Annotated in this window: 20 protein-coding genes and 1 riboswitch; of the genes, 7 read left to right on the top strand and 13 right to left on the bottom strand. The window is 62.7% G+C overall.

Annotation, left to right across the window (positions count from 1 at the left end; translation table 11 throughout):
• Nucleotides 1-29 precede the first annotated feature (29 nt).
• Nucleotides 30-1,436 carry an adenosylmethionine--8-amino-7-oxononanoate transaminase gene (locus tag DM807_RS12290; RefSeq protein ID WP_012274544.1) on the bottom strand — a complete coding sequence of 469 codons (1,407 nt, stop codon included), beginning with the start codon at nucleotides 1,434-1,436 and terminating at the stop codon, nucleotides 30-32.
• Nucleotides 1,437-1,515: 79 nt separating this feature from the next.
• Entirely contained in the window at nucleotides 1,516-2,007 is a 492-nt protein-coding gene (locus tag DM807_RS12285; RefSeq protein ID WP_012274543.1) for a hypothetical protein, read from the bottom strand.
• Nucleotides 2,008-2,217: 210 nt separating this feature from the next.
• Here DM807_RS12285 and DM807_RS12280 point away from each other — a divergent pair, with 210 nt between their 5' ends.
• The 3 genes from DM807_RS12280 (at nucleotide 2,218) to DM807_RS12270 (ending at nucleotide 5,432) form a co-directional block, all read left to right on the top strand.
• Nucleotides 2,218-4,068 carry a flavin monoamine oxidase family protein gene (locus DM807_RS12280; RefSeq protein WP_179027416.1) on the top strand — a complete coding sequence of 617 codons (1,851 nt, stop codon included), beginning with the start codon at nucleotides 2,218-2,220 and terminating at the stop codon, nucleotides 4,066-4,068.
• A gap of 201 nt (nucleotides 4,069-4,269) precedes the next feature.
• Nucleotides 4,270-4,821 (top strand): cytochrome b, encoded by a 552-nt coding sequence (locus DM807_RS12275; RefSeq protein WP_012274541.1) that lies wholly within the window; start codon nucleotides 4,270-4,272, stop codon nucleotides 4,819-4,821.
• A gap of 32 nt (nucleotides 4,822-4,853) precedes the next feature.
• Nucleotides 4,854-5,432, top strand: coding sequence for a YceI family protein (locus DM807_RS12270; protein ID WP_012274540.1), 579 nt, complete (start codon nucleotides 4,854-4,856; stop codon nucleotides 5,430-5,432).
• A gap of 85 nt (nucleotides 5,433-5,517) precedes the next feature.
• Here DM807_RS12270 and rhlE2 read toward each other — a convergent pair whose 3' ends face one another.
• From rhlE2 to ahcY, 5 genes are all read right to left on the bottom strand, one after another.
• A complete protein-coding gene (gene rhlE2, locus DM807_RS12265; protein WP_060494502.1) occupies nucleotides 5,518-7,416 on the bottom strand; it encodes an RNA helicase RhlE2 in 1,899 nt (632 codons plus the stop codon).
• A 217-nt stretch (nucleotides 7,417-7,633) separates the two neighbouring features.
• A complete protein-coding gene (locus DM807_RS12260) occupies nucleotides 7,634-8,422 on the bottom strand; it encodes a substrate-binding periplasmic protein (RefSeq protein WP_012274538.1) in 789 nt (262 codons plus the stop codon).
• Nucleotides 8,423-8,473: 51 nt separating this feature from the next.
• Complete coding sequence (locus DM807_RS12255; protein ID WP_060515460.1) at nucleotides 8,474-9,550, bottom strand: hypothetical protein; 1,077 nt, start codon at nucleotides 9,548-9,550, stop codon at nucleotides 8,474-8,476.
• A gap of 93 nt (nucleotides 9,551-9,643) precedes the next feature.
• Nucleotides 9,644-10,489: a methylenetetrahydrofolate reductase [NAD(P)H] gene (gene metF, locus DM807_RS12250; protein ID WP_012274536.1), complete on the bottom strand. Its 846-nt coding sequence runs from the start codon at nucleotides 10,487-10,489 to the stop codon at nucleotides 9,644-9,646.
• 122 nt (nucleotides 10,490-10,611) lie between these two features.
• On the bottom strand, nucleotides 10,612-12,021 hold the full coding sequence (gene ahcY / locus DM807_RS12245; protein ID WP_012274535.1) for an adenosylhomocysteinase: 1,410 nt from the start codon (nucleotides 12,019-12,021) through the stop codon (nucleotides 10,612-10,614).
• Nucleotides 12,022-12,041: 20 nt separating this feature from the next.
• A riboswitch (S-adenosyl-L-homocysteine riboswitch) is annotated at nucleotides 12,042-12,138 on the bottom strand.
• Between the two features lie 179 nt (nucleotides 12,139-12,317).
• Between ahcY and DM807_RS12240 the strand changes: the two genes are divergently transcribed.
• Complete coding sequence (locus DM807_RS12240) at nucleotides 12,318-12,719, top strand: acyl-CoA thioesterase (protein ID WP_012274534.1); 402 nt, start codon at nucleotides 12,318-12,320, stop codon at nucleotides 12,717-12,719.
• A 32-nt stretch (nucleotides 12,720-12,751) separates the two neighbouring features.
• On the opposite strand, the gene DM807_RS12235 is transcribed toward DM807_RS12240, so the two are convergent.
• Nucleotides 12,752-13,987, bottom strand: a complete 1,236-nt coding sequence (locus DM807_RS12235; protein ID WP_060515461.1) for a cation:proton antiporter — start codon at nucleotides 13,985-13,987, stop codon at nucleotides 12,752-12,754.
• Nucleotides 13,988-14,167: 180 nt separating this feature from the next.
• On the opposite strand from DM807_RS12235, the gene DM807_RS12230 reads away from it, so the two are divergent.
• Entirely contained in the window at nucleotides 14,168-15,001 is an 834-nt protein-coding gene (locus DM807_RS12230; protein WP_012274532.1) for an EamA family transporter, read from the top strand.
• A gap of 27 nt (nucleotides 15,002-15,028) precedes the next feature.
• Complete coding sequence (locus DM807_RS12225) at nucleotides 15,029-15,415, top strand: MAPEG family protein (RefSeq protein ID WP_012274531.1); 387 nt, start codon at nucleotides 15,029-15,031, stop codon at nucleotides 15,413-15,415.
• Between the two features lie 50 nt (nucleotides 15,416-15,465).
• On the opposite strand, the gene mltA is transcribed toward DM807_RS12225, so the two are convergent.
• Nucleotides 15,466-16,617, bottom strand: a complete 1,152-nt coding sequence (mltA, locus tag DM807_RS12220; RefSeq protein WP_179027415.1) for a murein transglycosylase A — start codon at nucleotides 16,615-16,617, stop codon at nucleotides 15,466-15,468.
• Nucleotides 16,618-16,736: 119 nt separating this feature from the next.
• On the opposite strand from mltA, the gene DM807_RS12215 reads away from it, so the two are divergent.
• Nucleotides 16,737-17,195, top strand: coding sequence for a c-type cytochrome (locus DM807_RS12215; protein ID WP_060494506.1), 459 nt, complete (start codon nucleotides 16,737-16,739; stop codon nucleotides 17,193-17,195).
• A gap of 70 nt (nucleotides 17,196-17,265) precedes the next feature.
• Here DM807_RS12215 and DM807_RS12210 read toward each other — a convergent pair whose 3' ends face one another.
• The 4 genes from DM807_RS12210 to DM807_RS12195 all read right to left on the bottom strand — a co-directional run bounded on the left by DM807_RS12210 (nucleotide 17,266) and on the right by DM807_RS12195 (nucleotide 21,836).
• Entirely contained in the window at nucleotides 17,266-17,658 is a 393-nt protein-coding gene (locus DM807_RS12210) for a DUF1090 domain-containing protein (protein ID WP_012274528.1), read from the bottom strand.
• A 130-nt stretch (nucleotides 17,659-17,788) separates the two neighbouring features.
• Nucleotides 17,789-19,489: an NAD-dependent DNA ligase LigB gene (ligB, locus tag DM807_RS12205; protein ID WP_012274527.1), complete on the bottom strand. Its 1,701-nt coding sequence runs from the start codon at nucleotides 19,487-19,489 to the stop codon at nucleotides 17,789-17,791.
• Nucleotides 19,490-19,634: 145 nt separating this feature from the next.
• Entirely contained in the window at nucleotides 19,635-20,825 is a 1,191-nt protein-coding gene (metK, locus tag DM807_RS12200) for a methionine adenosyltransferase (RefSeq protein WP_003249375.1), read from the bottom strand.
• 18 nt (nucleotides 20,826-20,843) lie between these two features.
• On the bottom strand, nucleotides 20,844-21,836 hold the full coding sequence (locus DM807_RS12195) for an ArsR/SmtB family transcription factor (RefSeq protein ID WP_012274526.1): 993 nt from the start codon (nucleotides 21,834-21,836) through the stop codon (nucleotides 20,844-20,846).
• Nucleotides 21,837-21,873: the final 37 nt, after the last annotated feature.

Raw genomic sequence — 21,873 nt, 5'->3', positions numbered from 1 at the left:
CTACAGGGGGTCGGCGCGGGCTTTCGGGCTTAGCCCGGATCGCGGAAGTCGGGGTGGAAGTTGGCCGGCACGGCAACGCTGACGCTATCGCGGGTGGCTATGTCGATGCCTTCACTGGCCACCTCGGCAAGGAAGTCGATCTGCTCCGGGGTGATCACATAGGGTGGCAGGAAGTACACCACACTGCCCAGCGGCCGCAGCAGGGCGCCGCGGGTCAGGGCGTGTTCGAATACCTTCAGGCCACGCCGCTCTTGCCAGGGGTAGGCAACCTTGCCAGTCTTGTCTTTCACCATCTCGATGGCCAGGGCCATGCCGGTCTGACGAATTTCGGCAACGTGAGCATGGTCGGCCAGGTGCGCAGTGGCTGTGGCCATACGCGTGGCAAGAGCCTTGTTGGCCTCGATCACGTTGTCCTGCTCGAAGATGTCCAGGGTCGCCAGCGCCGCTGCGCACGCCAGCGGGTTGCCGGTGTAGCTGTGCGAATGCAGGAACGCACGCAAGGTCGGGTAGTCATCGTAGAAGGCCTGGTACACCTTGTCGGTGGTCAGGCAGGCGGCCAGCGGCAGGTAACCGCCGGTCAGGGCCTTGGACAGGCACAGGAAGTCTGGGCGGATGCCGGCCTGCTCGCAGGCGAACATCGTGCCGGTACGGCCGAAGCCCACGGCGATCTCGTCGTGGATCAGGTGCACGTCGTAGCGGTCGCAGGCCTCGCGCAGCAGCTTGAGGTAAACCGGGTGGTACATGCGCATGCCGCCTGCACCTTGGATCAGCGGCTCGACGATCACGGCGCTGATCGAGGCGTGGTGCTCGGCCAGGGTCTGTTCCATGGCCTGGAACATGTTGCGCGAGTGCTCTTCCCAGCTCATGCCCTCGGGGCGCAGGTAGCAATCGGGGCTGGGCACCTTGAGGGTGTCGAGCAGCAGCGCCTTGTAGGTTTCGGTAAACAGCGGCACATCGCCTACCGACATGGCGGCAATGGTTTCGCCGTGATAGCTGTTGGTCAGGGTGACGAAGCGCTTCTTGTCCGGTTTGCCGACGTTCTGCCAGTAGTGGAAGCTCATCTTCAGCGCCACTTCGATGCACGACGAGCCATTGTCGGCGTAAAACACCCGGTCGAGGCCGGCCGGGGTCATGGCCACCAGGCGCTCGGACAACTCGATGACCGGCTGGTGGCTGAAACCGGCCAGGATCACGTGTTCCAGCTGATCCACCTGGTCCTTGATGCGCTGGTTGATGCGCGGGTTGGCGTGGCCGAACACATTGACCCACCAACTGCTCACCGCGTCCAGGTAGCGCTTGCCTTCGAAGTCCTCCAGCCACACACCTTCGCCGCGTTTGATCGGGATCAGCGGCAGCTGCTCGTGGTCTTTCATCTGGGTGCAGGGGTGCCACAGGACCTTGAGGTCGCGTTGCATCCACTGATCATTGAGGCCCATCGGCACTTCTCCTGGCTTTACGGCGTGGTTCGACCGCGTAAGCCTAAGCAATGCCGCAGGGCAGGACAACCGCTGCCGTTCAATGGCGGTGGGTGCCGGTCCATTCGAGGCGACGGATGTGCACGGTGCCAGCCTGCGAGGTGGAAATGGTCAGGCGCCGGAATGGCCCTTCGATCAGCTGGTAGTAGGGGTGCGTGGCGATGGGGCCGGGGCGCAGGTCGCGCAAGCCGTTGCCTTCCAAGGTAAGCCAGTAGAAGTTGAGCAGCGTCGGTGCAGCCAGGTCATGGCCTTGGTTCTCGGCATCGAACAACATGTGCAGGTCGTCGCAGAGAAAATCGCTGACCACATAGTATTCCAGCCGCAAGCATTCGACTTCCTGGGCGAAGGTGATTTCCACGTCGCTGTGTTCACCAATCACCAGTTCGGTGCCGTCTTCACCCTTGAACGCTTCATGAAAGCCGGTCCAGGAGGTGCTGTTGGAGCGGATACTCAGCCCGGATGCCATATGAAGCGTCTGCTTGTGCCACAGATACTGCCGTTCGACGTGTTGGAAGTGCTCCTCGAAGATCATGCGTATGCCCTCCTGGCGGGGCTGCTGGCCAACTTCGCCAGCTTTACCTGCCATCGTGTGACATGGCTACTGGCAAAAATGTCAGTTGCCAAAAGGACTTGATGTCACTGCGCTGGCAGGGTGGTCGGACCTGACGTATTCTTAACGCATCTTCCTGGGGCATCCCTGCCTCTCCCCGTTTCTGTAACCTCTGACTCGGAGTTCGCCAACATGGCTGCTGCTTGGGTGCGCCTGTGCGCGTTGGTATTGATTGGTGTGTCCAGCGGCGCCGCGCTGGCAAAGGACAAGACGCCTACGGCAATTGTCGTGGGTGGCGGCCTGGCAGGCCTGACGGCCGCCTACGAGTTGCAGAACAAAGGCTGGCAGGTAACGCTGCTGGAGGCCAAGGCGGGCATGGGCGGGCGTTCTGGCCTGGCAACCAGCGAGTGGATCGGCAATGCCAAGGCGCAGCCGGTGCTGAACCAGTACCTGGACCGTTTCAAGCTTGAAACACTGCCAGCGCCGGAGTTCGTGCGTACCCCCGGTTACCTGATCGACGGCGAGTACTTCAGTGCCACCGACCTGGCCACCAAGCAGCCGGCTACCGCCGAGGCGCTCAAGCGTTACGAGAAAACCCTCGACGACCTGGCCCGTTCGATCGACGACCCGCTGAACCCGCAAGCAAACAGCACGTTGTTCGCCCTCGACCAGATCAACGTCTCCACCTGGCTGGACAAACTGCAACTGCCGACCACCGCCCGCCAGCTGGTCAACCAGCAGATCCGTACGCGCTACGATGAACCGTCGCGCCTGTCGTTGCTGTACTTCGCCCAGCAGAACCGCGTGTACCGCGGCGTCAGCGACCGCGACCTGCGCGCCGCGCGGCTGCCCGGTGGCAGCCCGGTGCTGGCCCAGGCCTTCGTCAAGCAATTGAAAACCATCAAGACCAGCTCGCCGGTCACCGCCATTGTCCAGGACAAGGACGGCGTCACGGTAAAAGTCGGCAGCGTCGGCTACCAGGCGGATTACCTGGTAATGGCCGTACCGCTGCGCGCCCTGGCCAAAATCCAGATGACCCCAGGCCTGGACAGCCAGCACCTGGCCGCGCTCAAGGGTACCAACTATGGCTGGCGCGACCAGCTGATGCTCAAGTTCAAGAAGCCGGTATGGGAAAGCCGCGCGCGCATGTCGGGCGAAATCTTCAGTAACGCCGGCCTTGGCATGCTGTGGATCGAGCCGGCGCTCAAGGGCGGCGCCAACGTGGTCATCAACCTGTCCGGCGACAACGCCCGCCTGCTGCAGGCGTTTGGCGACAAGCAGATGGTCGACCAGGTGCTGATACGCCTGCATGCCTTCTACCCGCAGGCCCGTGGTGCCTTCACCGGTTATGAGGTCAAGCGCTACAGCACCGACGCCGGTACCGGCGGCGCCTATCTGGCCTATGGCCCAGGGCAGATCAGCAAGTACTGGCGCCTGTGGGAGCGCCCGGTGCAGCGCATCACTTTTGCTGGCGAGCACACCGACGCCCTGTATCCAGGCACCCTGGAAGGCGCCCTGCGCAGCGGCCAGCGTGCGGCCAGCCAGGCCCAGGATCTGCTGGCCGGCAAGTCGTTTGACCCTGCCAAGGCGGCACCGGTCGCAGCGGCGGCGGCGGGTTCGGCGGCCGCCAAGGCGAGCAAGGGTGGGTTCTTCTCGAACATGTTTGGTGGTTCGTCTGACAAGGCTGACAAGCCTGACGCGGCGCCTGCCAAAGCTGAGTCGAAGCCTATCGATGAGGCCAAGCAGGACAAACCTGGCTTCTTCAAGCGTCTGTTTGGTGGGGCGGACACGCCCGAGGTGAAGGCAGAACCGATTGCCAAGGCTGAAGCAGTGGCGCCAGCCCCAGCGCCTGTTCCCCAAGCCGCGCCCGCCCCGGTCGCGCCTGCACCTGCAGTGAAGGAAGCGGCTGCCAAGCCTGCGGCCACCAAGGCGGCACCGGCCAAGCATGCGCCGACGCACAAACCTGTTGAGGCCAAGAAAGCGACAGCCAAGTCCGAGCCTGCGAAGAAGGCTGTGGCCAATACCCAGGCCAAGGCTGGCTGATCGATCGCCAGTACCGACCGCTTGGCAGCACGAGGCCGGTACTGGCAACCTCTATTTCCCCGGCTATCGTTAATGTTTCCTTAATGGGAAGCTTACAGAATACATATCGGATTTCTCGATAATCCGAAGCAATTTTTTCCGCTTTTATTCGATACGTTACGCGTTAGTCTGTGCACAGCTTTCACGGAGAAACACGCCAACATGCAACTGCGCAATTCACCCTCTCGCTACGGCGTGGTCAGTATCGTCCTGCATTGGGGCGTGGCGCTGGCAGTCTTCGGCCTGTTCGGCCTGGGCCTGTGGATGGTCGGTCTCGACTACTACAGCCCCTGGCGCAAAGCCGGGCCGGACCTGCACAAGAGTATCGGCCTGGTTTTGCTGGCAGTGATGTTGCTGCGGGTGATCTGGCGTTTCATCAGCCCCCCACCTCCGGCGCCCGCCAACCATGGCGCGGTCACACGCCTGGCGGCCAAGCTGGGCCATTTGGCCCTGTACCTTGGGCTGTTTGCGGTGATGGCGGCCGGTTACCTGATTTCCACCGCCGACGGCGTCGGCATTCCGGTGTTCGGCCTGTTCGAAGTGCCGGCACTGGTCAGCGACCTGCCCGACCAGGCAGATGTGGCGGGGGTGATTCATCTGTGGCTGGCATGGGGCCTGGTGATTTTTGCCGTGCTGCATGCCCTGGCAGCGCTCAAGCACCATTTCATCGACCGTGACGCGACCCTGACCCGTATGCTGGGCCGCAAAGCTTGACTCTCAACCTCAATTGCATAGGAAGGAACAGGATGTTGAAAAAGACTTTTGCCGCTCTGGCGCTCGGTACCGCTCTGCTCTCCGCTGGCCAGGCCATGGCTGCCGAGTACAAGATCGACAAGGAAGGCCAGCACGCGTTCGTTGACTGGAAAATCAGCCACCTGGGCTACAGCTTCATCCACGGTACCTTCAAGGACTTCGACGGCAACTTCACCTGGGACAGCGCCAAGCCTGAAGCCAGCAAGATCAGCGTCGACCTGAAGACCGCCAGCCTGTGGTCGAACCACGCCGAGCGTGACAAGCACATCGCCAGCGCCGACTTCCTCGATGTGAAGAAGTATCCTGAAGCCAAGTTCGTCTCTACTGCCGTCAAGTCGACTGGCGAAAAGACTGCTGACGTTACGGGCGACCTGACCATGCACGGCGTAACCAAGCCGGTCACCTTCAAGGCAACCTTCAACGGTGAAGGCAAGGACCCATGGGGCGGTGAGCGCGCTGGTTTCAACGCCACCACCACCCTGAACCTGAATGACTTCGGCATCAAAGGCCCAGGCGCTACTTCGCAGACGCTGGACCTGGATATCAGTGTCGAAGGTGTGAAGCAGAAGTAAGCATTGCCTTGGCAATGAAAAACGCCGCCCATTGGGCGGCGTTTTCGTTTCCCGTGGAGTGCCCTGAAATCGGGCTACTCCGGGTTCAGCCTTTTCGGGTCAACAAGGCCGGGCGCTCACCGCGTGGTCGGGTCGGCACGTCATCCAACTGCTCAGGCGTTGGGTAACGGTCGAGCTTGGATTCCTTGCGGATGATCACCGGTTGTTTTTCTGGCTGGCGTGGGTTGCGCACGGCAGGCTCTTGCCGGGCTGCGTCATCACGGGCTGGGCGACCACGGCCACCGCCACCGCCGTCACGACGGGCACCGCCACCGTTGTTGGCGCGGGCAGGGCGCTTTTCGCCGCCACCACCGCTGCCGCCACTACGCTGCTGGCCGCCAGTGCGAGCTTGGCCCTGGCCCCCAGCGTTGCTGCGTTGACCGCTATTCTGGCCCTGGCCTGCACCGCCACCCGGGCGGCGATTGCGGCCTTGGTTCTTGCCTTGGTACGGGCTGACGTAGTCGGCACGGTTACCGAAGTTGTCGACATCGTCGTCCAGGAATTCTTCCGGGTCGCGGTCGGCCGGTACTTTCGGCACGCTGTTGCTGCTGGCCTGCTGCTGTTGGCGTGGCTTCTTGTCACGCGGCTTGCGCGGCTGCTGTTGCTTGTCGCCGCTGTTTTCCTTGTCGGCCGGCTTTTCTGCAGCTTGCTGCTTGGCCTTGCCTTTGTCCTTGCCCTTGTCCTTGCGGCCGCCGTTGGCGTCTTTACCGCCTTCGCCGCGGCCCTGCTGGTTGCGGCCACCGCGGCCGCTGTTCTGCGGGCGCTCGCGCACTTCAGGCTTTTCGGCTTCTACCTGGCTGGCGTCGAAGCCCATCAGGTCGCCATCCTGGATGCGTTGCTTGGTCACCCGCTCGATGCTCTTGAGCAGCTTCTCTTCATCTGGCGCGACCATGGAAATGGCTTCGCCCGAGCGACCGGCACGGCCGGTACGGCCGATGCGGTGAACGTAATCTTCCTCGACATTCGGTAGCTCGAAGTTGACCACGTGCGGCAGTTGGTCGATGTCCAGGCCACGGGCGGCGATGTCGGTGGCGACCAGCACGCGCACACTGTTGGCCTTGAAATCGGCCAGGGCTTTGGTGCGGGCGTTCTGGCTTTTGTTGCCGTGGATTGCAGCGGCGGTCAGGCCGTGCTTTTCCAGATACTCGGCCAAGCGGTTGGCGCCGTGCTTGGTCCGGGTGAACACCAGTACCTGTTCCCAGGCGCCCTGGGTGATCAGGTGTGCCAGCAGTGCACGCTTGTGGCTGGCGGGCAGGCGATAGACGCGCTGCTCGATACGCTCGACGGTGGTGTTCGGCGGCGTGACCTCGATACGCTCCGGGTTGTGCAGAAGCTTGTCGGCGAGGTCGGTGATGTCCTTGGAGAAGGTGGCCGAGAACAGCAGGTTCTGGCGCTTGGCCGGCAGGCGGGCGAGGACCTTCTTGACGTCGTGAATGAAGCCCATGTCGAGCATGCGGTCGGCTTCGTCGAGCACCAGGATTTCCACGTGGGCCAGGTCGACCTTGCCTTGGCCGGCCAGGTCGAGCAGGCGGCCTGGGCAGGCGACCAGCACGTCAACGCCTTTGGCAATGGCCTGGATCTGCGGGTTCATGCCAACGCCGCCGAAGATGCAGGCGCTGACCAGTGGCAGGTCACGGGCATAGACCTTGAAGCTGTCATGCACCTGGGCTGCCAGTTCGCGGGTCGGGGTCAGAACCAGCACGCGGGGCTGGCGCGGGCCGTGACGCTGCGACTTGTCGGGGTGGCCGGCCGGGAACAGGCGCTCGAGGATCGGCAGGGCGAAGCCGCCGGTTTTACCCGTACCTGTCTGTGCGGCAACCATCAGGTCGCGGCCTTGCAACACGGCGGGAATGGCCCGCTGTTGCACGGGGGTCGGCTGGGTGTAGCCCGCAGCCTCGATAGCGCGGACAAGAGCCTCGGAGAGACCGAGGGAAGCAAAGGACATGGGCGATCCTGTTCTCGTGTGGGCTGGGCCCGTTGGGATGTTCTGCCTGGCGCGACGGGCATCGGTGGGATGCGATCGCGTCCGGTCCAGCTGGGCTTTCACTGCACATCCGGGAAACGGGGGCTGGACGCGAGGGGCGTCTGTGCCGATCGGGATGCCTGTTGCGAGGCCGAGCGTCCGGGCGTGAGCCGGGCGGGAAGGCCCGAGTATAACAGAGCTATCGCGCTGTGCTGCTTTCCTGCTGCTCAACGGCGTTGAGAATGTTTCCAATGTCGCCTGTGTAGCGGTTGCTGATCGCTGCATAGGCCGGTTCTTGCTTGAACCGCTGCAGTTCTTCGGCAAAGGCCAGGGCCAGTGCTTCCCGCCCGGGCTTGCGCACCAACCCCAGATACTGGGTCTGGCGGCTGATCACCAACGGTAATTCCTCGACTTGCTGTTGCAGGCCCAGCTGATGGAGCAGGTAATGCCCAACCCTACGGTCGGTGATCGCCAGGTCGATGCGGCCCAGCATCAATTTGCCGAAATTGGCCTCGAGAGTAGGCGCGGGTTCGCGTGCGAAATAGGGGGCGTCGTTGAACGCTGCACCATAGGCGTAGCCGGGCGATGTGCCGACGGTGAGGCCGGCGAGGTCCTCCAGGTGGGCTACGCCATGGCGACGTGCACGCGCCTGGAACAGGACGAATTCGACGTCCGACATAGGCTCGGGGGCGTACACCAGGTAGGGCTGACGCGATTCGGTCTGGAAGATGTCGAGGATGCCATCGGCCAAGCCTTGTTCGACCATGGCCAGGCAGCGTTTCCACGGCAGGAACTGCCACTCCACTTCTACGCCGAGGCGCTTGAAGACCTGGCTGGTGACTTCGTAGTCGATACCGCGCGGTTGGCCGTTGTGCTGATACACATAGGGTGCCCAGTCGTCGGTCACCAGGCGCAGGCGCTCGCCCAGAGCCAACGGGCTCAGGCAGGCGAGCAGCAGGATCCAGAACAGGCGGGCGATGTGTGGCATGGCCGGAGATTACGCGGTCGGCCGGCCCAAGGCCAGTGCCCCTCGAATGTCTCAGCCTTGCGATGTTTGCAGCAGATGCGCCTCGACATCCTTGCGCCGCTCACCCAGCGACAACCGCAACCCTGGGTGGCGCAGGCATTGTCGCAGTCGCTCGGGTTCCATGTGGCCATGGCGGGCATTGAGGTTTTCCAGGGCCTTGTCCCACCAGGCCGGCGCGCAGGCACGGTCGAATTCGTTGGGGTAGGGGTAGCAGCCATACAGTAATTCGCGGGCGAATTGGCGCTCTTGGCTGGGCAACGTCAGGCTCAGTGCCTTGTAACCCAGGCGGTGCAGGGTGGGTGGCCGCGGCAACTGGTCGTTGACCAAACTAACGTCGGCCAACGCTGCCGGGCTCAGTGGGTCGTGGCCGTGCTTGCGCAGCCAGGCCTGAATCTTGGCGCGGAACTGCGCCTTGCGGCTCCAGTAGTGATGGATGACGTCGGTGCACTCGGCCAGTTCCAGCTTGCGATAAGCCGCCACTGCCAAGCAGAACTCCTCGAGGGTGTAGGCTTCGCGCGCCAAGGGGTAGAACTCGTCCATCATGGCGATGGAGCGGTCCAGGGTGTTGCTGTCTTCGGCAGTAAGGCCGATCAACCCGGAGTTGATCAGTGGCATCTGGCAATCGGCCAGGCCCCGTGAGCCGAGAATGGCCAGCAGGTTTTTGTACAGCAGGCACTTCTGGTCGGCGCCATAGCGCGGGCCGATGGCGTTGCACAGTAGGCGGCCGGGCGCCACGCGCGCGAACAGTTGCAGTGGCGAAGTGCGGAAGAACGTGTCGGTGTCGATCAACACTGCCAGCGGGTGTTGCTGCAGTACCTGGCGCAGCAGTACATGCTTGCTGCGAAAGTGATAACCGTGCGGGGCGTTCCATGCCTGGCGGGTGGCCTCGTCCAGCAGGTGCACGGTGACGGGCAGGCTGGCGTAGGGCTGCGGATTGTCGGTGTAAACCTGGATGCCTATGGCGTCGCTGGCTGCGCTGCCCAGTTGGGCGAGGGCGCTGATGATGCTGAAGCAGGCTTCCTGATGATAGGTGGCAGGGCCGAAAGCCAGGTAGACAAGCTGTGGGCGCGAAGGCTGGGGGTGCTGCATGGCAGGCAAGACCTGTTTAACCCGAAAATGAATAAGGCTTTAGTCTATGACCAAAGCCTTAATCATTTCTTAAGCAGACTTTGCCAAAAGATTTCAGCGTGGCAGCTTCAGGTTGTTCCAGATCGCCAGGCTCGGTTCGGCTTGGTTCAGGGTATAGAAGTGCAGGCCCGGTGCGCCGCCTTGCAGCAGCTGTTCGCACATGCGGGTAATCACTTCTTCGCCGAAGGCCTGGATGCTGGCGGTGTCGTCGGCATAGGCTTCCAGCTGCTTGCGGATCCAACGTGGGATCTCGGCGCCGCAGGCATCGGAGAAGCGGGCCAGCTTGCTGTAGTTGGTAATCGGCATGATGCCCGGTACTACCGGGATGTCCACGCCCAGCTTCTGCGCGCGCTCGACGAAGTAGAAGTAGCTGTCGGCGTTGAAGAAGTACTGGGTGATGGCGCTGTCGGCACCGGCCTTGACCTTGTGCACGAAGTTGGCCAAGTCGGTTTCGAAGTTGCGCGCCTGTGGGTGCATTTCTGGGTAGGCGGCCACTTCCAGGTGGAAGTGATCGGCGGTTTCCTGGCGGATGAACTCGACCAGGTCACTGGCGTAGCGCAATTCGCCACTGGCCATGCCCATACCCGACGGCAGGTCGCCACGCAGGGCGACAATGCGCTTGATGCCGGCAGCCTTGTATTCGGCCAGCAGGGCGCGCAGGTCGTCCTTGGAGTCACCCACGCATGACAGGTGCGGCGCGGCAGGCACCTTCACTTCGTTTTCCAGCTGTAGCACGGTGTTCAGCGTGCGGTCGCGGGTCGAGCCACCGGCACCGTAGGTGCAGGAAAAGAAGTCCGGGTTGTAAGTGGCCAGCTGGCGGGCGACGCCCATCAGCTTTTCGTGACCGGCATCGGTCTTGGTCGGAAAGAACTCGAAACTGTAGCGGCGTTCTTGTGACATCACTCGTTCCTCAAGCAGCCAGCTGCTAGCGGCAAGCTGCAAGTAAAAGCCAGATCGGTGATGGCCGATCTGGCTTGGGCATCGTTCATGAACCTTGAAGCTCGATGCTTCAAGCTTGCCGCTTAGTAGCGGTAGGCGTGTGGCTTGAACGGGCCTTCGACGGTCACGCCGATGTAGTCGGCTTGCTGCTTGGTCAGTTTGGTGACCACGCCGCCGAAGCCGCGGACCATTTCCAGGGCCACTTCTTCGTCGAGCTTCTTCGGCAGCACTTCAACGGTCAGGCGCTCGGCTTTCTTCTCGGCCGACAGGTCGGCGTACTTCTGCTCGAACAGGAAGATCTGTGCCAGTACCTGGTTGGCGAACGAACCGTCCATGATGCGGCTTGGGTGGCCAGTGGCGTTGCCCAGGTTGACCAGGCGGCCTTCGGCCAGCAGGATCAGGTAGTCGTCGTTCTGCGGGTCGAAGCTGCCAGCGCCGGTGCGGTGGATCTTGTGCACCTGCGGCTTGACCTCTTCCCAAGCCCAGTTCTTGCGCATGAAGGCGGTGTCGATCTCGTTGTCGAAGTGGCCGATGTTGCAGACCACGGCACGCTTCTTCAGGGCCTTGAGCATGTTGGCGTCGCAGACGTTGACGTTACCGGTGGTGGTCACGATCAGGTCGATCTTGCCCAGCAGGGCCTTGTCGATGCTGGCTTCGGTGCCGTCGTTGATACCGTCGATGAACGGCGAGACCAGCTCGAAGCCGTCCATGCAGGCCTGCATGGCGCAGATTGGGTCAACTTCGGTGACCTTGACGATCATGCCTTCCTGACGCAGGGACTGGGCCGAACCCTTGCCCACGTCACCGTAGCCGATCACCAGGGCTTGCTTGCCCGACAGCAGGTGGTCGGTACCACGCTTGATGGCGTCGTTCAGGCTGTGACGGCAGCCGTATTTGTTGTCGTTCTTGCTTTTGGTGACCGAGTCGTTGACGTTGATCGCCGGGACTTTCAGCTCGCCCTTGGCCAGCATGTCCAGCAGGCGGTGCACGCCGGTGGTGGTTTCTTCGGTCACGCCGTGAACACGGTCCAGCACCTGTGGGTACTTCTTGTGCAGCAGTTCGGTCAGGTCGCCGCCGTCGTCGAGGATCATGTTGGCGTCCCATGGCTGGCCATCTTTCAGGATGGTTTGCTCCAGGCACCACTCGTACTCTTCTTCGGTTTCACCTTTCCAGGCGAATACCGGGATGCCGGCGGCTGCGATCGATGCGGCGGCCTGGTCTTGAGTCGAGAAGATGTTGCAGGACGACCAGCGCACTTCGGCACCCAGGGCAACCAGGGTTTCGATCAGTACGGCGGTCTGGATGGTCATGTGGATGCAGCCCAGGATCTTCGCACCCTTGAGCGGTTGCTCGGTCAGGTACTTGCGACGCAGGCCCATCAGGGCTGGCATTTCCGATTCGGCAATGATGGTTTCGCGACGGCCCCAGGCGGCCAGGGAGATGTCAGCGACTTTGTAATCGGTAAAACCAGCAGGCATGTTTGCAGCGCTCATGAGAGCCTCCATTCGTAGTGTGCGAATGGGCGCCGTTGTGCGTTAAGCGCCCGCGAGAGCGAGCAACGCCCCATCCGAGCCTGACAGGCCTAGCCTGCTGCAGCGCCCCTCGGACAGGTGGCGGGCATGGCCCCGCTGTGGGCAGCCATGTAAAGCGGCGCAGATTATAGCCGCGAGCGGCACCTTCACCCAAGGTTTTCTGTCGATTAATCGCGACGATAGTCGATGTTCAATGGAGCGATGGCGGCCGCTCTGCCATCATTGCTACACGTTAGCCAAGCAGGTCAGGAGTACAGATGAACTTTCACACCCGCAAATGGGTTAAACCCGAAGACCTCAACCCCAATGGCACCCTGTTCGGTGGCAGCCTGTTGCGCTGGATCGACGAAGAGGCGGCGATCTACGCCATCGTCCAGCTGGGCAACCAGCGCGTGGTGACCAAGTACATGTCGGAAATCAACTTCGTCAGTGCGTCGCGCCAGGGCGACATCATCGAGCTGGGCATTACCGCCACCGAGTTCGGTCGCACCTCGATCACCCTCAAGTGCGAAGTGCGCAACAAGATCACCCGCAAGAGTATCCTGACCGTCGACAAGATGGTGTTCGTAAACCTGGGTGAAGACGGCTTGCCGGCAGCCCATGGGCGCACCGAGATCAAGTACGTGCAGGACCAGTTCCCGGATTCGGCAGTAGAGTGATTTTCTGGGGCCGCAAAGCGGCCCCAAAAACCTCACGGCTGGGCGCTGACCTTGCGCACCACCCGCCCGATGCTCAAACCCTGCACCAGAATCGACGACAACACCACGATGTAGGTGATCGACAGCAGCAGGTCACGCTCCTCGCCCAACGGCAGCGACAGTGCCAGGGCCACCGACACCCCGCCGCGCAGGCCGCCCCAAGTCAGCACCCGTACCGTGCCCTTGGGCACAGGGCGCCAGCGGCGCAGCAGCACGATCGCCGGGGCCACGGTCAGCAACCGCGACAGCAGCACCGCCAGCGCCAGCACGCCGCCGGCCGCCAGGTGCATCCAGTTGAACGGCAGCAGCAACAGCTCCAGGCCGATCAAGGCGAACAGCAAGGCATTGAGCATGTCATCGATCAGCTCCCAGAAACCGTCCATGTAGCGGCGCGTCATGTCATTCATCGCCAGGTTTCGCCCCAGGTTACCGATGATCAGGCCGGCCACCACCATGGCGATCGGTGCCGACACGTGCAGCTCGTAGCACATCGCCGAGCCACCGATAACCAGTGCCAGGGTCAGCATGACCTCCACCTGGTACTGCTCGATGCTCTTGATCATGCGGTACGTGGCATAGCCGATCAGGCCGCCGAATACCACGCCGCCAATGGCCTCGCGGGCGAACAGGATCGCCGTGTCGGTCATGCTTGGCGTTTCACCCAGCTGGATGATGCCCAGCAACACGGTGAACACCACGACCGCCGTGCCGTCGTTGAACAGCGATTCGCCAACGATGGTGGTTTTCAGCGGTTTGGACGCATTGGCGGTACGCAGCGCGCCCAGTACGGCAATCGGGTCGGTGGGCGAGATCAGCGCACCGAACAGCAGGCAGTAGATCAGCGGTACCTGCCAGCCGAACAGGGCGAATACCCAGTGCGACAGGTAGCCAATGACTACGGTAGCGATCAGCACGCCCAAGGTGGCCAGCAGGCCAATGGGCCAGCGGTAGCTGCGCAGGTCGCTGAGGTTGACGTGCAATGCACCGGCAAACAGCAGGAAGGCCAACATCCAGTGCATCAGCAGGTCGTTGAAATCGATTTGGTTCATCAAGCCTTCGACACGTTCTTCCAGGCCAGGGAAGCCGATCAGGCTAAGGCCCTGCAGCATCAGGGAGAACAGCAGTGCCGTGACCATCACGCCGATGGCGGGTGGCAGGCCGATGAAGCGGTAATTGACGTAGGTAAGGAGGGTGGTGAGGCAGATAAACGCGGCAACTAATTCAAGCATCCCGAATCCTGTAACAGTGGCTTCCAAGTCGTAACCCGAATGGCTCGGGCAGCTCTTTGATGACCTGGCGCGGGGTTCGGGACACAGGGTTTGACCGGAATCTCTGTAATCGTTCCCATGCAGTGGCCCTCTGGAATGCCATATATTCAACCCTTGAACACCGCACAAGGATAAGAAGGCGTGTTGGCAACATCCCTGGTGCTGGTCGCCGCCCTGCTGCATGCGACCTGGAATACCCTGATCAAATTCAGCGGTGAGCGCTTGCTGGTCATCGCCAGCATGGACACGGTGGCGCTTGCGTTCGCGTTGCTGGCCGTGCCTTTCGTCGATGTGCCACCTGCCGAAATCTGGCCCTGGCTGATCGCCTCCGCGTTGGCCGAGCAGCTGTACCGCTATTTGCTGATCCAGGCCTACCGCGTGGGTGACCTGGGGCTGGTCTATCCTCTGATGCGCGGGCTGTCGCCGCTGGTGGTGCTGGGGCTGACCCTGGCCTTTGCCGGGGAATCGCTGAGCCAGCAGCAGATCATCGGTATCCTGCTGATCCCCTGCGGCATGGCGTGCCTGTTGTGGCAGGGCGGCGGCGGTGACCGGCTGCCCTGGTCGATGCTGCCGGTAGTCGCCTTGATTGGCCTGTGCATCGGCTGCTACACCTGGTTCGACGGCCAAGCCGTGCGCCTATGGGGCAAACCGTGGGATTACCTGGTGTGGCTGACCCTGCTCAGCGCCTGGCAGTTCCCGTTGCTGGCCAGCGTGGCGCGGCGAGCACCGTTCGTCCTGTTTTGGCGAACGCAATGGCGTTTGGGTTTGGCGGTTGGGTTTTGCGTATTGTTCAGTTATGCCCTGGTGTTGTGGGCCATGCACCTGGGGTCGGTGGCCGAGGCGGCAGCGTTACGGGAACTGAGCGTGATTCTGGTGGTGCTGCTGGGTATGCGCTACCTCAAAGAACCTTTTGGCGGGCCGAGACTCCTAGCTTGCGGGCTGGTCCTGGCAGGCACGCTGGTGATGAAGCTCTAACCCATTTTCGAACAAGGAGTCTTGAGCATGACCGTTGCCCTGTGGTGCATCCTGATCGCGCTGCTGTTGAACCCGCTTTGTGCCTTGATCGCCAAGGTGAGCAGTGGCCGGTTCGGACTAAAGGACAATCACGATCCGCGTGCCTTCCTCGATACCTTGTCGGGCCTGCCACGGCGCGCCCATGCTGCGCAGCAGAACGGCTATGAGGCGTTTCCGGCATTTGCAGCGGCGGTGCTGGTGGCGGATATCGTCGGCAATGCCGAGCAGGTGACCCAGGATGTGTTGGGGGTGATGTATATCACCAGCCGCCTGCTATACATCATCTGCTACCTGGCCGACTGGGCGGCCTTGCGCTCGCTGGTGTGGTTTGCCGGATTGGCAATTATCGTATCGTTCTTCGTGGTTTCCATCTGAAGCCGCGTTGCCTGCTTCGCGGGCAACGCCCGCGAAGAAACCAACGCCGATCAAAGTACTTTAGGTACTTCTGGCAGTGGTTGGCCCTTGGGCCACAACATCCAGATCTGCCCTTGCTGCTTCATGTTCCCGGCCAACTCGCCGGCTTCCGGCCCGGTGCCCCAGAACAGGTCTGCACGCACTTCACCCGTAATCGCCCCGCCGGTGTCCTGTGCGCCTACCGGTCGTACCACGGGTGAACCGTCCGGGCGTGTGGTAGACAGCCATAACAGGCTCCCCAGCGGAATCACCTTGCGATCGATGGCCACGCTGTAGCCGGCGGTGAGCGGCACGTTCAGCGAACCGCGCGGGCCTTCATTGCTGTCCGGCCGGGTGCTGAAGAACACGTAGCTGGGGTTGCTGGCCAGCAGTTCCGGTACGCGCTGCGGGTTGGCCTGGGCCCAGGCATGAATGGCACCCATGCTTACTTCCTCTTTCTTCAGCTGGCCCTGTTCCACCAGCCAGCGGCCGATCGGCCGGTAAGGGTGGCCGTTCTGGTCGGCGTAGCCCAGGCGCAGTTGGCGGCCGTCTTCCAGTTGAACCCGGCCGGAGCCCTGGATCTGCAGGAACTGCAGGTCCATTGGATCAGTCAGCCAGGCCAGCACAGGCGCCTTGACGCCATTGCGGTTGATCACTTCGGCTGTGTCGTACGGTTTGAGCACCCGGCCATCGAGCCGACCGCGCAGGCGTTTACCCTTGAGCTCGGGGTACACGCTGGCCAGGTCCACCACGATCATGTCATCCGGGATGCCGTAGACCGCCACATGGTTGCTCGCCGATTGGCTCAGGCTGCCGGGGTAGACCGGCTCGTAGTAACCGGTAATCAGACCGTTGGCATTGTTCTCGGCGGAGCGCAGGCCGTAAACCTGCAAGTTCTGCTCAAGGAAGGTACGCACCTGGGCGGCGCTGGCTGTGGCGTTGCCGGCGGCTTCGCAGGTGGCGGCCCACACCGCGTCACGCTTGAGCTTTTCGCAGCCGCTGCGCCAGGCGTAGAAACCGGCCAGCAAGTCTTCATCGCTGACCGCGGGCAGGTCTTTCCAGTTGGCCGGGGCGTAGGTGGCGATGGCGTGGGGCTCGGGCTTGGCGTTTTCGCCGCCGTTGCAACCGGCCAGCAAAGCCAGCACTGGCAGTGTCCAGGCCAGATGGCGCAGGGCAGATTTCATGTGTGCATTCCTGTCATGGGCGAACATGAAGATTCGCCCCTGTTTTTTATGTGGCTATTGGTCTTTGGCCCTTGGGCAGCGATACTGGCCGCCCATTTGCGTAGGCCGAAGTGAGTGTGATGTTGAAGCGATTGACCGTTGTTGTTCTGGCCGCACTGGCCCTGGGCGGTGCCCTGAGTGGGTGCGATAGGGTCGACCCCAACTCGCCGCTGGGCAAGCGCAAGGTAATTTTCAAGGACATGCTCAAGACCAGCGAAGACCTGGGCGGCATGTTGCGTGGCCGGTTGCCGTTCGACGGGGTGAAATTTGCCGACGGTGCGTTGAAGCTGGACGGCCTTGCGCACCAGCCCTGGCAGCACTTTCCACAGGTACGCGATGGGGGTGACAGCGCCGCCCGTGCCGAAGTATGGGAGCGTCAGGCGCGCTTTCATGACCTGGCCCGGCAGCTGGAGGGTGTTACCGGCGAACTGGTCGAGGTAACCCGCAGCCAGCCGCTGGATGCTGCGCAGTTGAAAGTGCCGATGGACAAGGTCGAAGCGGCTTGCAAGGCGTGCCATACCGAGTTTCGTAATCATTGATGGCCTGCGCTGCCCTCTGTGGAACTGTCTTGAATTCCTGTAGGGCGGCCGCGCTTATCCGTCGGATGCCTCAGCGGTCGAGGTCGTCGACCGCTTCCTGCAGCTCTTTACGCGATTCGGCCAGCTTGTCCTTGCGCTTGTTGATCTTCTCCGCGTCGCCTTTCTTCTCGGCTTTCTTCAGGTCCTTTTCCCGCTGCGCCACTTCGTGACGTGCATCGAGCACCTTTTGCTCACGCTCTTTGCGCAGGCTGGCATCCGTGCAGTTGTCTACGCCGCGCAGCGCTTCTTCCAGCCCCGCGACTTGGTCGCTGTTACCGTGGTCACGGGCAATTTTCAGCTGGTTCTCGATGGCGCTGCGTTTGGCGGCGCAACCGGTCAGGCCAGGGTCCGGCTGGGCCGCTTGCACGGCGCCTGCAGCCAAACCCAGCGATGCGAGCAGGAAAAGAGTCGAAATGCGTTTCATGAAAAGCCTCCTGAACGGGGCGGGGCAGCAAAAGTTGCTGGAAATCCTGCCTTGGTTTTGCCCATTTAGAAACCCTTGGTGAGGTTTTCCGGTTGAATCCCGGGTTTTCCTGCAGGCTTTTTGGTAAAAATCATTGCTCGATGCGCTCAGGGGGGGGCGAAAACCCTTCAATGCCGGATTCCGCCAACCGTGTGGCAATGGCTTGCACCTCCGCGGCCGCGAAGAAACCCACAAGCTGACGCGAGCGTTTTACGCCGATGTCGGGCACTGTTTGCCATTGACCCGCGCTGCGCGAAGCCATTTCTTGCCAGCCGCCTGTCAGTTGCAAATGCTTGCCAATGGGCGCGCCAAGGCCGCGCAGCCACTGATCGAAGGGGCGTGAGCGGGCTTGGTCGAAACTGCCCAGCAGTTGGGCCGCTGTAAGGCTGCTGATGCCGGGCACCTGCTGCAGGCGTTCGGCATCGAGCTGCAGCCAATCGGTCATCGAAGTTACCAGGCCCGCATCGACCAGCCGACGCCATGTGCCGGGCCCGGTACGTGGGAGGGCCAAGCCCTGTTTGCCGCTGAGCCAGGTGAGCCGGGCGATGAATTGTTCCTCGCAGCCTTCGCTGGGCTGCCAGCAACTGAGGGCATGATGCCGACCGGGTGCAGGCGCGCCCAGTGGTTGGCGTTCGACCGCGCGGTGCACGACGTGCTCAAGGCGAGGGATGGTCAGCCCGGCGAGGCTGATAGCGACCTGGTCACCGGGGCGAATATCCAGGGCTTGCCAACGCGCCAGCGAGCCGAGGCTGACCTGGGTGATGCGCCGGTCATCGAGGGTTACCGGCTGCACATGCGCAATGGGCGTGATCCTGCCAGTGCGGCCAACCCGAAAGCGCACGTCGCGTACTTCGGCCAACGCTTGTACATAGGGGTATTTCCAGGCGGCGATCCAGTACGGCGCCTTGGCCTGCCAGCGCTCGGCAGGCGGCCGGCTGCCCAGGCGCAGGATCACGCCGTCGCTGGCAAAGGGCAGGGGTGAACGGTACCAGTGCTCACGCCAGCGCGCTGCATCCTCCAGCGTGTCGACGGCGATACTGTAATGCTGGCTATCCGGGAAGCCCAGTTGTGCCAGCTGCGCGAGGCGATCGGCCTGTCGCTCGGGGCCATGCGGCCAGCCCCACACGAACAGGCCGATCGTGTTCCCTTGCTCGCGAGTCAGTTGTTTGCGTGCGAGCAGCCCGGCCACGGTACCGCGAGCGTTGGCACTGCCTGCCTTGGCCTGTACGTGTTCGTTCAGGCGCAGGTACAGCTCACCCTGCAAGTGCAGGTCAATCGCCTGAGGCAACTGCCGGGTGACTGCACCGAGCTGGGGAATGTGCCTGCTCCAGTCATGCCCCTGCAGCCCGTCCCCCCGGCTGATCAGCTGTACCAATTGGCCTTGTCGATAAATGAGGGAAGCTGCGACACCGTCGAACTTGGGCTGTACCCATACCCCGGTTTTCCCGGCCATCCAGCGTGCCACGGCCTGGCGGTCCGCCAGCTTGTCGACACCGGTATGCGGCACGGGGTGAGGGAGTGGACCGCGAGCGCTGGTCAAGGGTGACGGGCTGGGCGCGAGGCCAAAGCACTGCTGCAGGTGCACCAGGCGCTGGCGGCTCTGGTCGTAAAGCTCATCAGCCACCAGCGCGATACCCTGGCGATGGTAGTGCTCGTCCCAGCCGGTAAGGGTGGCCTGTAGTTGCGCGGCTTCAGCCTCGGCCTTTTGCGGGGTCCAGTCGGGGCATGAGGCGGCCCAGGCCAGTGGGGTATTTAGCGCAAACAGCATGGCGAACAACAGCAGGTACGGCATGGCCAGCATCCTTGCATGGCAGGTAGGAACCCCCAGACTAGGCAGGTTCTCTGGCGCTTGCTGAAGCACCATTGTCAGCCGATATGTCACAAAAAAGCCCCTGCCGATTGCTCGGCAGGGGCTTTCGCCTGGTGCTGTAGGAAACTTACAGGCCGGCAGCGTCACGCAGCGACTGGGCGCGGTCGGTGCGCTCCCAGGTGAAGGTGGTGAAGGTGTCGTCGCCGACAGTCTTCTGCTGCGGGGTACGGCCGAAGTGACCGTAGGCAGCGGTTTCCTGATACATCGGGTGCAGCAGGTCGAGCATGGTGGTGATGGCGTATGGACGCAGGTCGAAGCACTCGCGCACCAGCTGGATGATCTTGTCGTCGGAAACCTTGCCGGTGCCGAAGGTGTTGATCGAGATGGAGGTCGGCTGGGCCACGCCAATGGCGTACGACACCTGGATCTCGCAGCGCTCGGCCAGGCCGGCGGCAACGATGTTCTTGGCCACGTAGCGGCCGGCGTAGGCGGCGGAGCGGTCGACCTTGGACGGGTCCTTGCCGGAGAACGCGCCACCCCCGTGGCGGGCCATGCCGCCGTAGGAGTCGACGATGATCTTGCGGCCGGTCAGGCCGCAGTCACCCACCGGGCCACCGATGATGAAGTTGCCGGTCGGGTTGATGTGGTACTGGGTGCCTTTGTGCAGCAGTTCGGCCGGCAGGGTGTGCTTGACGATCAGCTCCATCACGGCTTCTTGCAGGTCTTTCTGCGACACTTCCGGGTTGTGCTGGGTCGACAGCACCACGGCGTCGATGCCGACTACCTTGCCATTTTCGTAGCGGCAGGTGACCTGCGACTTGGCATCCGGACGCAGCCATGGCAGCAGGCCGGACTTGCGCGCTTCGGCCTGGCGCTCGACCAGACGGTGCGAGAAGCAGATCGGCGCCGGCATCAGCACTTCGGTTTCGTTGCTGGCGTAGCCGAACATCAGGCCCTGGTCACCGGCGCCCTGGTCTTCTGGCTTGGAGCGGTCCACGCCCTGGGCGATGTCTACCGACTGCTTGCCGATGATGTTCATCACGGCGCAGGTGGCACCGTCGAAACCGACGTCGGAGCTGTTGTAGCCGATGTCGATGATGACTTTGCGCACCAGGTCTTCCAGGTCGACCCAGGCCGAAGTGGTGACTTCGCCGGCGATGATGGCGACACCGGTCTTGACCAGCGTTTCGCAGGCTACGCGGGCGTACTTGTCCTGGGCGATGATGGCATCGAGGACAGCGTCCGAAATCTGGTCGGCGATCTTGTCCGGATGCCCTTCGGACACGGACTCGGAGGTGAAAAGGGAGTATTCGCTCATCTCGAAGGTTCCTGAAATTTACCGATGGTGTATGTCGTCAGCCGTCCGCTGGAAATGGCGGACCTGGATCTGGAAACCGTTACGCAAGCCCACGTACAGGCTGTCCCCATGGGCCAGCCCGGCAGCGTTGGCCCAGCGCGCCAGGTCGTCCTGCTCAAAGCCAAGCCACAGGTCGCCGCAGGCTTCGCGCGCCCACCCCTGGTCATGGCTGCACAGTTCGGTTACCAGCAGGCTGCCGCCTGCCTTCACCCGTTTGGCCAGCTGGCGCAAGGCCAGGGCCGGGTCGCTGAAATGGTGCAGCACCATGTTCAGCACAACGCAGTCGGCGGCCACATCCGTTGCACCCAGTGCATCGGCCAACTGCAGGTTCACGTTTTCGAGCCCTTCGCGCTGGCACACCTGGCGCGCCAGTTCGAGCATGGTCGGGCTGTTGTCCAGGGCGGTGACCTGGGCGAAGCGCCGTGCCAGGTCAGGCAGGAAGCCACCGTCACCGGGGCCGACCTCAAGCGCGCTGGCAGCCGGATCGAAATGCAGCTTGTCGAGCAGCGCCAGCAGGCTTTCGCGGTACTGCGGCAGGCCGGCGATCAGGTCTTGCTGGGCGCGGAACTTCTCTTCCACGCGCAGGAAGAAGTCCTGGCTGGTGGCCGCGCGGCGTTGCTGCACTTGGGCGATGCGTGCCTGCACATCGGGCGGCAGGGCCAGGTCGTCGACTTCTTCGAGCAGCGCCACATGCAGCCGACCGCCCAGACGCAGGCCGTCAGGCAGGGCGCGGCGGTAGAAGATGGCGTTGCCTTCGCGCCGGGTTGCCACCAGCTCGGCCTGGGCCAGCACCTTCAGATGGTGACTCATGCCCGACTGGCCGATGTCGAAAATCTGCGCCAGTTCCAGCACGCCGAACGAATCGTTGGCCAGGGCGCGCAATACGTTCAGGCGCAACGCATCGCCACTGGCTTTGCACAGGGCGGCCAATGCTTCGCGTTGCTCGGGTGTCGATTGCGCGCGCAGGTTCATGGGGCGGCAGTCTAGACAGGCATCGATGCCCTAGCAA

It is taken from the genome of Pseudomonas hunanensis, assembly GCF_013393325.1.
GTDB lineage: Bacteria > Pseudomonadota > Gammaproteobacteria > Pseudomonadales > Pseudomonadaceae > Aquipseudomonas > Aquipseudomonas putida_P.
Note: the sequence above shows the minus strand (reverse complement) of the source record. Positions and strands in the feature narration are given on the sequence as shown.